Source organism: Nocardioides soli, from assembly GCF_014191495.1.
Classification (GTDB): Bacteria; Actinomycetota; Actinomycetes; order Propionibacteriales; family Nocardioidaceae; genus Nocardioides; species Nocardioides soli.
This window is the reverse complement of the sequence record NZ_JACHWR010000002.1, coordinates 271616-283751: the sequence shown is the minus strand read 5'-3', so window position 1 is coordinate 283751 and position 12136 is coordinate 271616. Positions and strand designations below refer to the sequence as shown.

Here is a 12136-nt window from a genome sequence, read left to right as displayed (position 1 = left end):
CCAAGTTCTAGATTGTTGCGACCGTTGCGGCGCCGGTGGAGCGCCACCTGTTCATCCGGGTCTCGGCGCGCGTCCAGAGCGCGCCGGCGACGACCGCGACGATGGTGATCAGCAAGACGATGGCGAGGACGTAGTCGGTCTTCAGGGCGGCGGAGTAGGTGCGGATCAGCGGCCCGATGCCGCCGTCCGACGCCCAGAGCTGGGCGATCATCACGCCCAGGAAGGCGTGCTTGATGCCGTACCAGAACGCCGCGAAGATCCCCGGCAGCGCGGCCGGGAGGATCACGTCGGCGTAGCGGTGCACGGTCCGTGCGCCGAAGGCGTCGGCGACCTTGAGGTGCCGCTGCTCGACGAGCCCGAGGCCGCCGATCACGTTCACGACGACGTAGAAGAAGCTCTCGAACGCCCCGAACGCGGCGGCGGACATCCCGCCCAGACCGAAGATGAGGGTGAAGATCGGAAGGAAGATCGACTTCGGGGTCGAGAGCACGAAGGCGATCGGGCCGAGGAACGCCTCCCGGAGCAGCCTCGAGGCGCCGAGGGCGAGGGCGACGAAGAGCCCGGCGGAGGTGCCCATCACGAAGGCGAGCAGGATCGAGGACCCGGTACGCCGGAAGGCCTCCTGGGCGTCGGGGTCGCCGAGCAGGTCGGCCATCGCCCGGACCACCTCGGTCGGCGCGCTCAGGAAGTCGCCGTCGATGACGCCGATCCGGACCAGGATCTCCCAGAGGAGGATCACACCGATGACGATCGCGCTCCGCAGCAGCGACGCGCTGTGAGCGCGTCGCTGCCGAGGAGCACCACGTTGTGCGGAAGGCTGCCGCATGAGTACCTCAGAGGTCCTTCCAGTAGCTGTAGATCGAGGTGATGTCGAAGTCACCGATGCCCTCGACCGTCGTGTGGACGGCGTCGGCCAGCCCCTCGAGGTTCTCCTGCGGGATCTCCCCGTCGGTGGACAGGATCGGCAGCAGCAGGTCGACGGCCTCGTCGGCGACCTCCGGGTCCTTCTTCCACTCGTCCACGACGAACTTCTTCACCCAGTCCGGGTCGGCCTGCAGCTTCTCGACCGCCTCGAAGTAGCCCTCGAAGAAGGCCTTGACGTTCTCCGGGTGCTCCTTGGCGTACTTGTTGCTCACCAGGAACGCCTCGAAGGCGTTCGGACCGACCAGGTCGGCGACCGAGCCGAGGTTCTCGCCGAAGCCCTCGTTCTCGGCGGTCAGCACCGTCTCGATGCTCCAGATGAAGGCGTCGATGGTGCCCGACCGCAGCGCCCCCAGGAGGCCTTCGAGGTTGCCGAGCGGAACGACCTCGTAGTCGGACTCGGACCAGCCGAGGTTCTTCGCGACGGTCAGCGTGGCGAAGTGGCCCGCCGAGCCGAAGCTGGAGATCCCGAACTTCTTGCCCTTGAGGTCCTCGGGCTTGGACGCACCGGCGTCGGGCGACGCGATCACGTACTGGTCCCAGGGGAGCACGTCGCCGGCCGTCAGCGTGGCGTCCAGCCCGGCGATGATGTCGGAGGCCGCCTTGACGCCGGTACCGAGACCGATCTCCGCGTTGCCGCTGGCGATCGACGGCCCGACCGTCGAGGAGGTGCCGTCGATGATCTTGACGTTGATGCCCTTGTCGTCCCACACCCCGAGCGCCGCGCCGGCCTCGGCGCCGATGAACGGCAGGGAGTCGCCCTCGCTCACGATCAGCCGCACCGTCGGAGTGCCGTCCGACGACTCGCCCCCGTCGTCGCCACCGCCGCATGCCGCCACCAGCAGCATGGCAAGGCCGAGACTCCCTGCGATGGCCGCCTTCCGCCGCGCACCCATATGAACCATGCCACAACCCCTCATACTGAGCCCGAACGACTCCACGTTCGGTACACGAATGTATGCATCGAAATACCAAACGCGACGGATGTCAACCCCCGTGAGCGGTTTTTGAGCACTCCCGGGCCGGGTCCGAGGGCGTCCGGAGCGGCCCGCGGAGCACGCCGATCCCCGCGATGACCTGCGAGAACACGCGGGCACGCGCCCTTCGCGGGGCGGGCCGGCGGACACCACCGGATCCGGCCATCGGACGGCCGGCCGGAGTGCCTCACCACCGGCGCCGAACGACGCCGGACCCATCGCCGGACCGGGTGGTCACGCCTTCTTGGCGGGAGCCTTCTTGGCGGTCTTCTTCGCCGCGGTCTTCTTCGCCGGGGCCTTCTTGGCCGCCTTCTTCGCGGTCTTCTTGGCGGCCTTCTTCGCCGGGCCCTTGGCGCGGCGCTCGGCGAGCAGCTCGGCGGCCCGCTCGATCGTGATCGACTCGACCGAGTCGTCCTTGCGGAGGGTGGCGTTGTACTCGCCGTCGGTGACGTACTCGCCGAAGCGGCCCGCCTTCACGACCACCGGCTGACCCGACACGGGGTCGTTGCCGAGCTCCTTGAGCGGGGCCGCGGCGGCGGCCCGGCCGCGCTGCTTGGGCTGGGCGTAGATGCGCAGCGCCTCGTCGAGGCCGATCGTGAGCAGCTGGTCCTCGCTGGCGAGCGAGCGCGAGTCGGTGCCCTTCTTCAGGTACGGACCGTAGCGACCGTTCTGCGCGGTGATCTCGTCGCCGGACTCGGGGTCGACGCCGACCACGCGGGGCAGCGACAACAGCTTGAGGGCGTCGTCGAGGGTGATCGTGTCGAGCGACATCGACTTGAAGAGCGAGCCGGTGCGCGGCTTGGTGCCCTTCTTCACATCCTCGGGCAGCACCTCGGTGACGTAGGGGCCGAACCGGCCGTTCTTCGCCACGACCTGCAGGCCGCTCTCCGGGTGCACCCCGAGCTGGATCTCCTCGCCCGCCGGGTTGGCGAGCAGCTCCTTGGCCTTCTCGAGGGTCAGCTCGTCGGGCGGCAGGTCGTCGGGCACGTTCGCGCGGCGGGCGTACGGCGTGCCCTCGTCGTCGGGGCCCTCCAGGTAGGGGCCGTAGCGACCCACGCGCAGGTGGACGCCCGAGTCGGGTCCCGCGATCGGGAAGGTGGCCAGCTCGCGCGCGTCGATGTCGCCGAGCCCGTCAACGAGCGGCTTGAGCCCGGCCACCGTGTCGGAGCCGTAGTAGAACTCCGAGAGCTCGGTGTTGCGGTCCTTGCGGCCGCCGGCGATCTCGTCGAGCACGTCCTCCATGCCGGCGGTGAACTCGTAGGAGACCTGCCGCGGGAAGTGCTCCTCCAGCAGCCGGATCACCGAGAACGCCAGCCAGGCCGGCACCAGCGCCGTGCCCTTCTTGTAGACGTAGCCGCGGTTGAGGATCGTCCCGATGATCGAGGCGTACGTCGACGGCCGGCCGATCTCCCGCTCCTCGAGCTCCTTGATCAGCGTGGCCTCGGTGTAGCGGGCCGGCGGCTTGGTCTCGTGGCCGTTCGCGGCCAGCGACGCGGCGGTGACGGCGTCGCCCTCGTGCAGGTCGGGCAGCGGCACCTGGTCGTCGTCGCTGCGCTTGCCGGCGTCGGTGCCCTCGACGTACGCCTTGAGGAAGCCGTGGAAGGTGATCACCCGGCCGGACGCGCCGAACACCACATCCCGGCCGTCGGCGGCCGCGCCGCCGATCCGCACGGACACCGTCTGGCCGACCGCGTCCTTCATCTGCGAGGCGACCGTGCGCATCCAGATCAGCTCGTAGAGGCGGAACTGGTCGCCGGTCAGGCCGGTCTGCGCAGGGGTGCGGAAGAAGTCGCCGGCGGGCCGGATCGCCTCGTGCGCCTCCTGCGCGTTCTTCACCTTGCTGGCGTAGGTGCGCGGCGCGTCGGGGAGGTACTCCGCGCCGTACAGCTCCTGCACCTGCGCGCGGGCCGCGCCGATGGCGGCGCCCGACAGCGTGGTGGAGTCGGTACGCATGTAGGTGATGAAGCCGTTCTCGTACAGGCGCTGCGCGACCGACATGGTCACCGACGCGCTCATGCCGAGCTTGCGGCTCGCCTCCTGCTGGAGGGTGGTGGTGCGGAACGGCGCGTACGGCGAGCGTCGGTAGGGCTTGGCCTCGACCGAGCGGACGTCGTACGTCGTGTCCGCGAGCGCCGCGACCAGGGCCTCGGCGGCGGCCCGGTCGAGATGGACGCGCTCGTCCTTGCGGGACTTCAGCAGCCCGTCCGGACCGAAGTCGGACCCGCTGGCCACCCGGCCGCCGTCGATCGAGTGGAGCTTGGCCGGGAACATCCGGGGCTCCTTGCTCGCCCCGGCGTCGAAGGTGCCCTCGAGGTCCCAGTACGACGCGACCCGGAACGCCATCCGCTCGCGCTCGCGGTCGACGACCAGGCGGGTGGCCACCGACTGCACGCGGCCGGCCGACAGGCCGGACATGACCTTCTTCCAGAGCACCGGGCTGACCTCGTAGCCGTAGAGGCGGTCGAGGATGCGGCGGGTCTCCTGGGCCTCGACGAGGTCCATGGCCAGCTCGCGCGGGTTCTCGGCGGCGGCGAGGATCGCCGGCTTGGTGATCTCGTGGAAGACCATCCGGTGCACCGGGATGCCCTTGGGCTTCAGCTCGTCGAGCAGGTGCCAGGCGATCGCCTCGCCCTCGCGGTCCTCATCGGTGGCGAGGTAGAGCTCGTCGGCGTCCTTGATGAGCGTCTTCAGCTTGGAGATGTGCGACTTCTTGTCGCGCGGCACGACGTAGTAGGGCTCGAAGCCGTTGTCGACGTCGACGGCGAGCCGGCCCCACGGCTTGTCCTTGATCTTCGCCGGGGTGTCGGCGGCGCTCTGCGGGAGGTCGCGGATGTGGCCGATGGAGGACTCGACGACGTACCCCTGGCCGAGGTACTCGCCGATCTTGCGAGCCTTGGCCGGGGACTCGACGATCACCAACTTGTGGGCCACGGGTTCTTGTCTCCTGCAGTGGGATGGTGCCCGGTTCGCTCTGCCGGGTGAAGCGGTACTACGGCCGACACGGTAGCGCGTGGAGCACGCCGGGCATTCCCGGGCGTCCGCGAAGAAGACACCCCGGGCCCTCAACGTTCCGCGCCGTGTCCCCGTCAAGGAAGAGTAGGCGAGGGGACGACCGGGTGACTCGGAGGCGGACGGTGGAGGGTGATCTGACGGGGGACTTCGCGGACTTCGTCGCGGTGCAGAGCAGGTCGCTGCTCGGGTTCGCACACGCGCTGACGGCCGACCCCCACGACGCCTGGGACCTGACCCAGGAGACGTTCGCCCGGATGGGCGAACGCTGGGGCCGGACCCGGCTCGACGAGCCCGCGGCGTACGCACGCACCGTGATGGTGCGGCTCAACATCGACCGGATCCGGCGGCTGCGCCGCGAGCTCCCGCTCCTGGTCGGCACCCGCGAGGCGGCGCCGGTCGAGCTCGTCGGCGAGGTCGACGCCTGGCTCGTCGAGGCGCTCGCGACCCTCTCGCCGCGGCAGCGCACCGCGCTGGCGCTCCGGTACGTCGAGGACCTCGACGTGCGCGGCATCGCCGAGCGGATGGGCTGCTCGGAGGGCACGGTCAAGAGCCAGCTCTCCCGCGGGACCGAGCGGCTGCGCGAGCACGCCCGCCAGCACGGCGTGCTGCGCGTCGGCCAGGCATGACACGAGAGGACTGAGCACATGACCGAGCAGCAGATCAACGACGGGTACGCGCGCCTGGACGCCGCGCTGGCGCCGCCGGTGGACACCGTGCAGCGCGTCGAGCGGCGGGCCGCGGTGCGCCGCCGCCGTCGGCGTACGGTGCTGGTCGGAGGCACCGCGCTGGGCGTGCTCGCCGTCGGCGGCACCGTCTTCGCGGCGCTGAGCGGCGACGACGGCGCCGGCCAGAGCGTCGCGGTCGACCCGCCCGCCCGCGAGCTGGTGCTGACCCGGCCCGACGGCTCGACGTACGCCTTCCACGACATCGAGGTGACCTGCAAGCCCCCGGTGGAGGACGAGGCGGCGGGTGGCGGGCCGCAGCGGATCTGGGCGGTCAGCCCGCGCGCGGTCGAGGGCGACCGGGTCATCGAGCCCTTCGTCTACTTCGAGGGGATCGTGCCGAAGATCGAGGGCGATCGGACCTTCACGTTCCCCCACGAGTGGGACATGCGCTCCGACCGCTTCCCGATGGTGCTGTTCGTCGCGGACACCGACGGCAACGAGGCGGCCAGCAGCGCCGGCGGGGAGTCGGGCACGGTCCGGGTCCTCGAGGCGTCCTGCGAGCCGGCGCCGGTGCTGCGGCTGGAGGTCGACATGACGCTCGGCAGCGAGGAGCAGCAGCAGCCGCTCGAGGTGGCCGGCCAGCTCCGCTGACCGGCCTGGACCGGCGACCGGTTCTCGGGATTCGGCTACGAACCGGGGCCGCATTGCCGACCATTCAGGTATGCGCTCCCCCGTCGGCGCCGCCCCGCGCGCGCCCAGGCTCCTCGTCGCCCTGCTCGGCCTCCTCCTGGCCGCACCCGCGCCCGCCGTCCTGCTGGCGCCCGCGGCGACCGCGGTCGAGCCGTTCGTGCTGTCGGGCACGGTGTCCGACCCGGACGCCGAGCCGCTGGTGGGCGTCACCGTGTCGGTGCTGCCTGCAGGCGGTGGCTCCGCCGTCGCGACCGGCACCTCGCAGCTGGTCGACGACGAGGCGGTCTACGCGGTGCGCGTGCCGGCCGGCAGCTACTGGCTCAGCTTCGGCAAGACCGGGTACGCCACGGCGTACCTCGAGAACGACGCGGACGACGACCCGGCGACCGTCGACGTCGACGCCGCGGGCCGGGTCACGTCGTCGGGCGTCGAGCTCGAGGACGGGCTGCTGCCCGACGTCTCCCTGCTGCTGACGGCACCGACGGTGCAGCAGGCGCCGCGGCTGAGCGGCGAGGCGGCCGTCGGTCGGACCCTCACGGTCAGCACGGGCTCCTGGAGCGGCATCACCGTCGACACGGACTACGTGACCGTCGAGTGGTTCATCGGCGGTGTGGTGGCCGACGAGTACAGCGACGGCGCCTGGTGGCAGCGGTTCGAGGTCCCCCTCGAGGCGGTCGGCGCGAAGGTCGGCTTCCGGCTGACCGTGGAGGACCCCGAGGGCGCCCGCGCCGACGCCGTCTACGAGGACTCCTCGGCCGTGGTGCCCCGACCGGTCTCGTCCGTCGCCGCGGCCGTGCGGAAGACCCGGCTCACCGCCGTCGTGACCGTTCCGGGCGTGCCCCGGCCGGTCGGCACGGTGTCGGTCACCGACGGCAGCCGGAGCATGGGCCGGGCCAGGCTCACCGCGCGGAGCAAGGGCAAGGTGGTCGTGAAACTGCGCAAGCTGAAGCCCGGCAGGCATCGGCTCACCGTGGCCTACGCCGGGCCGGCCGCGATCGTCGCGTCGAAGACCGTGGTGAGGGTCAAGGTCCCGCGGCGGTAGCCCGGCTCAGGACTCCAGGAAGCCCTCGACCACGAGCTCCCGCACCACCGGCAGGTAGGTATCCCGGGTCTCGGCCGGGTCCAGGTCGAGCAGCTGGGCGAGCGCGTCGAGGATCTGGCCCACGGACAGCTCGCCGTCGCAGGCGCCGACCAGCGCCGCCTCGACGGTGTCGGCACGGCGCGCGCGGCGCAGCCCGCGCTGCTGCCGGAGCACGACGGTCTCGGGGTCCTCGGCGCCCGGCGCGCCCAGGGTCTCCTGTCGTACGTCGGAGCGGAGCACCAGCCGGGAGTCCAGGTCGACCTCGCGGTCCCCTGCGATCGCCCAGTCGTGCAGGGCCGGGGCGATCGGCTGCTCGACGTCGTAGGGCCACTCCAGCAGCTCGCGCACCGGCCGCTCGGCGCCCGTCCGGCGCAGGTTGATCCACCCGAAGCCGACCGCCCCGATGCCCTGCTCCTCGAACCACGACAGCCAGGTGTCGTAGCGGGTGGCGTAGTCGGGGCCGCCGTGCCGGCCGGCGTCCTTGAGCCAGAGCTCGACGTACGACGCCGGGTCGACGACCTCGCGCTGCACGACGTACAGGTCGCACTCGGGATCCGCCCAGCCGGCCAGCCGGTCCTCCCAGGAGGCGCCGACAGGGATCACCCAGTTGGCGAGCACCTGGCACCAGCCACCGTCGCTCAGGTGCGCGGGCGCGGCGCGCACGATGTGCTCGACCGCACGGTCGCCGGGCAGGCCGGAGTCGCGGTAGACGAGGCGTTCGCCGGTCGCCGGCGAGATCACGAACGGCGGGTTGGTCGCGATCAGGTCGAAGCGCTCCCCCGCCACCGGCTCGAAGAACGACCCGCTGCGCACGTCGACCGGCGTGCCGAGGTCGTTGAGCGCGACGTTGAAGCGGGCGATCCGCAGCGCCCGCTCGTTGACGTCGGTCGCCACGACCGCGGCGCTGTGGCTCGCGAGGTGCAGGGCCTGGACCCCGCAGCCGGTGCCGAGGTCGAGCGAGCGGCCGACCGGCTCGCGGATCGTCAGCTGGGCCAGGGACGTCGACGCCGAGCTGATGCCGAGCACGTGGTCGGGCCCGACCCGGCTGGGGCCGCCGTCGAGCCCGGGGGTCAGGTCGCTGACGACCCAGAGGCTGTCGCCGTCCGCGGCGTACGGGCGGACGTCGAGGCGGGCCGCGACCTCGCCGACGGACCGCTCGAGGAAGCCCTCCGCGGCCAGCCGGTCGACGAGCCCGGGCAGCGCCCGCTCGGCGGCGTCGAGGTCGACGACCGTCTGCAGCAGGAAGAGTCGCACCAGGGTCTCGAGCGGACTCCCGCCCGGCGTACGTCGCAGCGCGGGCGTGGTCTCGTTGCGTCCCAGCGCGTCGTGCGCGGCCGGGCCCAGCAGCTCCGCGACCCGGTCGTAGGTGAAGTCGGCGGCGACCAGGGCCGATCGCAGTCGTGTGGGCAGCGGGGTGCTCATGCCGGAACCCGCTCGTGGTAGCCGGTCGGGCGCTCGCCGGCGCGCCACTGGGCCAGGCCGCCGCGGTAGAGGCCGTGCCGCAGCTCCAGCTCGTAGCCGTCGTACTCCGGCATCCCCAGCTCGCGGGCGGCGGCGAGCTCGGCGTCGACGTCGTAGGGCACCCGGACGTAGGAGACCGACCACGGGGCCGTCTGCTCGCTGTCCACGACGCCCTCCAGCACGCAGTAGAGCGGGGTCGGGTCGCCCATGCAGTTGCCGACCGAGCCGGTGTTGAAGCTGGTCCGCCGCTCGAGCTGGCACTCGTAGTGCGGGTCGTGGGTGTCGGCGTACCCCACCAGGTCGGGCGGCGGGCCCTCTCCGGTCGCCTCCGTGTTGCGGAACAGCCCCTCGAACTCGGCCTGGGAGCGCACGTAGCGCACCCGTCGGTGGACGGTCTCCTCCGAGGCGTGGAAGAGCCGGACGCGGCGCCCGCTGAGCCAGAAGTCGTGACAGAAGGGCAGGCCGCGCAGCCAGGCGCCCTGCCCGGGGCCGAGTTGGTCGAGCCACCAGCGCATCGCGGCGTTGTCGAAGTCCCGGTCGGGGTCGGGCAGGAAGTCGTCCCAGTTGCCCAGCAGGTTGACCTCGCAGCGCTCGCGGCACAGCTCGATGACCTCGCGCCCGCGCGGCCCCTTGCCGACGTAGTCGCCGAGGTTGAAGATCCGAGTGATGCCGCGGGCGTCGATGTCGGCCAGCACGGCCTCCAGCGCCGTCAGGTTGCCGTGCACGTCGGAGATGAGGGCGATCCGCTCGGGTCGGTTGGTCACCGGGCCAGTCTCGCAGCGCGCCGCTGCGGGCGGTCCGCGCCCCGGCCGAACGCGAGCGACCCCGCCCCTGGTCGGGACGGGGTCGCTCGGTCGGCCGGCAGGCTCAGCGCTGCTGCGGGGCCTCGAACTGCTGCGTCGGCGCCGGATCCGCGGGCGGGGCGGGCGGCGCGGTGGCCGGCGGCGGGGGCGGCGGCGCCGTGGTCCCCGACTCGTCGGCGTCGATCGCGATCGGGCGGCGCTTGGACACGTAGACCGCGACGACGATGCCGATGAACGCGGCCAGCGCGATCGCGACGCGCAGCGGCGTGTTGGCGTCCTCGCCGACCGACAGCTTCACGATCGCGGCGACGATCAGCAGCGAGACCAGGTTCATCACCTTGAGCAGCGGGTTGATCGCCGGGCCGGCGGTGTCCTTGAACGGGTCGCCGACGGTGTCGCCGATGACCGTCGCGGAGTGCGCCTCGGAGCCCTTGCCACCGTGGTGGCCGTCCTCGACGAGCTTCTTGGCGTTGTCCCAGGCGCCACCGGAGTTGGCGAGGAACACCGCCATCAGCGTGCCGGTCGCGATCGCGCCGGCCAGGAAGCCGGCCAGGGGTCCGACGCCGAGGCCGAAGCCGACGGCGATCGGCGCGAGCACGGCGAGCAGCCCCGGTGTGGCGAGCTCGCGCAACGAGTCGCGGGTGACGATGTCGACCACGCGCCCGTACTCCGGACGGCCGGTGCCCTCCATGATGCCCGGGATCTCGCGGAACTGCCGGCGCACCTCGTACACCACGGCACCCGCGGCCCGGCCGACGGCACTGATCGCCAGACCCGAGAAGAGGAACACGACCGCAGCGCCGAGCAGCGCACCGACCAGGATGTTCGGGTTGGAGATGTCGAAGCTGAACGACAGCACCGTCAGGTCGCTGACCTCGCCGACGTCGCCGACCTCCTTGAGCGACTCCGCGAGGCTGTTGACGTAGGAGCCGAACAGCGCGCTCGCGGCGAGCACCGCGGTCGCGATCGCGATGCCCTTGGTGATCGCCTTCGTGGTGTTGCCCACCGCGTCGAGCTCGGTCAGGATCTGCGCGCCCTCGTCGTCCACGTCGCCCGACATCTCCGCGATGCCCTGGGCGTTGTCGGAGACCGGGCCGAAGGTGTCCATCGCGACGATGACACCGACGGTCGTCAGCAGACCGCAGCCGGCCAGGGCGACCGCGAAGAGCGCGACGCCGACCGTGCCGCCGCCGATGAGGAACGCGCCGAAGACGGCCGCGCCGATCACCAGGGTGGTGTAGACCGCCGACTCGAAGCCGACCGCGAGACCGGACAGGATGACGGTCGCGGCGCCGGTCAGCGAGGTGCGACCGACGTCCTTGACGGGCCGGTACTCGGTGCCGGTGAAGTAGCCGGTCAGGCTCAGGATGATCGCGGCGAGCACGATGCCGATCAGCACCGCGACCGCGGCGATGATCCGTGGGTCGCCGTCGGACTGGATGGTGGCGTTGGTCAGGTCGGAGAAGTCGCCCGGCAGGTAGACGAAGGCCAGCACGACGCTCGCCACCGCGCCGATCGCGGCCGAGATGTAGAACGCGCGGTTGATCGTCACCAGGCCGCTCTCCCCGGCACGCGGCCGGCAGAGGTAGACGCCGGCGACCGCGGTGAGCGCGCCGATGGCGGGGATCAGGAGCGGGAAGACCAGGCCCTTGTCGCCGAACGCCTGCGAGCCCAGGATCAGGGCGGCGACCAGCGTCACGGCGTACGACTCGAACAGGTCGGCGGCCATGCCGGCACAGTCCCCCACGTTGTCGCCCACGTTGTCGGCGATCGTCGCCGCGTTGCGCGGGTCGTCCTCGGGGATGTTGTTCTCGACCTTGCCGACCAGGTCGGCGCCGACGTCGGCGGCCTTGGTGAAGATGCCGCCGCCGACCCGCATGAACATCGCGAGCAGCGCGGCGCCGAAGCCGAAGCCCTCGAGCACGTGCGGAGCGTGCTCCTGGAAGATGATCACCACGATGCTGGCGCCCAGCAGGCCGAGGCCGACGGTGAGCATGCCCACCGTGGCGCCGGTGCGGAAGCCGATGTTCATCGCCGGGTCGCGGCCCTGGGACTGCGCGGCGGCAGCGACCCGCAGGTTCGCGCGGACGGCGAGCGACATGCCGAAGTACCCGACGGCGGCGGAGAACCCGGCACCGACCAGGAAGAACACGGAGCGGAAGATCCGGACGGTGGTGTCGTCCGCGGGCAGCGCCAGCAACAGGAAGAACGCGACGCCGGCGAAGATCGCCAAGGTGCGGAACTGCCGCTGCAGGTAGGCGTTCGCCCCCTCCTGGACGGCCTGGGCGATGTTCTTCATGTTGTCGGTGCCCTCACCGGCGGCAAGTACCTCCTGGCGGAACATCGCCGCCATCGCGAGCGCGCCCAGCGCGATCAGTGCGACGACGATGACCAGGACGAGATTGCCTCCGGAGACTTCCACGACAGCGGGACTGATCCCCGTCATGTGGTTCCTCCTGGGTGCGATTGGGTGATGCAGATCTCAGCCGGACGCGCCGGAGTCTACGCATGCCCGAGCGTGCAGAC

General features: G+C 71.6%; 9 protein-coding genes. 3 read left to right on the top strand and 6 right to left on the bottom strand.

What is annotated here, in order from left to right:
* Positions 1-7: 7 nt before the first annotated feature.
* The 3 genes from FHU40_RS11865 to topA form a co-directional block, all read right to left on the bottom strand.
* Positions 8-739, bottom strand: coding sequence for an ABC transporter permease (locus FHU40_RS11865; RefSeq protein ID WP_183592539.1), 732 nt, complete (start codon positions 737-739; stop codon positions 8-10).
* A gap of 94 nt (positions 740-833) precedes the next feature.
* Entirely contained in the window at positions 834-1817 is a 984-nt protein-coding gene (locus tag FHU40_RS11860) for an ABC transporter substrate-binding protein (protein ID WP_183592538.1), read from the bottom strand.
* A 315-nt stretch (positions 1818-2132) separates the two neighbouring features.
* The gene (topA, locus tag FHU40_RS11855; protein ID WP_183592537.1) at positions 2133-4829 is read right to left on the bottom strand and encodes a type I DNA topoisomerase; all 2697 of its coding nucleotides are present in this window, start codon (positions 4827-4829) and stop codon (positions 2133-2135) included.
* 203 nt (positions 4830-5032) lie between these two features.
* Between topA and FHU40_RS11850 the strand changes: the two genes are divergently transcribed.
* The 3 genes from FHU40_RS11850 to FHU40_RS11840 all read left to right on the top strand — a co-directional run bounded on the left by FHU40_RS11850 (position 5033) and on the right by FHU40_RS11840 (position 7307).
* Positions 5033-5536 carry a sigma-70 family RNA polymerase sigma factor gene (locus FHU40_RS11850; protein WP_183592536.1) on the top strand — a complete coding sequence of 168 codons (504 nt, stop codon included), beginning with the start codon at positions 5033-5035 and terminating at the stop codon, positions 5534-5536.
* Between the two features lie 18 nt (positions 5537-5554).
* Positions 5555-6226 carry a hypothetical protein gene (locus FHU40_RS11845; protein WP_183592535.1) on the top strand — a complete coding sequence of 224 codons (672 nt, stop codon included), beginning with the start codon at positions 5555-5557 and terminating at the stop codon, positions 6224-6226.
* 70 nt (positions 6227-6296) lie between these two features.
* On the top strand, positions 6297-7307 hold the full coding sequence (locus FHU40_RS11840; protein WP_183592534.1) for a carboxypeptidase-like regulatory domain-containing protein: 1011 nt from the start codon (positions 6297-6299) through the stop codon (positions 7305-7307).
* Positions 7308-7313: 6 nt separating this feature from the next.
* On the opposite strand, the gene FHU40_RS11835 is transcribed toward FHU40_RS11840, so the two are convergent.
* The 3 genes from FHU40_RS11835 to FHU40_RS11825 form a co-directional block, all read right to left on the bottom strand.
* On the bottom strand, positions 7314-8768 hold the full coding sequence (locus FHU40_RS11835; RefSeq protein ID WP_183592533.1) for a DUF7059 domain-containing protein: 1455 nt from the start codon (positions 8766-8768) through the stop codon (positions 7314-7316).
* Entirely contained in the window at positions 8765-9571 is an 807-nt protein-coding gene (locus FHU40_RS11830) for a metallophosphoesterase (RefSeq protein ID WP_183592532.1), read from the bottom strand. The genes FHU40_RS11835 and FHU40_RS11830 overlap by 4 nt, the downstream gene beginning before the upstream one ends.
* A 103-nt stretch (positions 9572-9674) precedes the next feature.
* The gene (locus FHU40_RS11825; protein ID WP_183592531.1) at positions 9675-12056 is read right to left on the bottom strand and encodes a sodium-translocating pyrophosphatase; all 2382 of its coding nucleotides are present in this window, start codon (positions 12054-12056) and stop codon (positions 9675-9677) included.
* Positions 12057-12136: the final 80 nt, after the last annotated feature.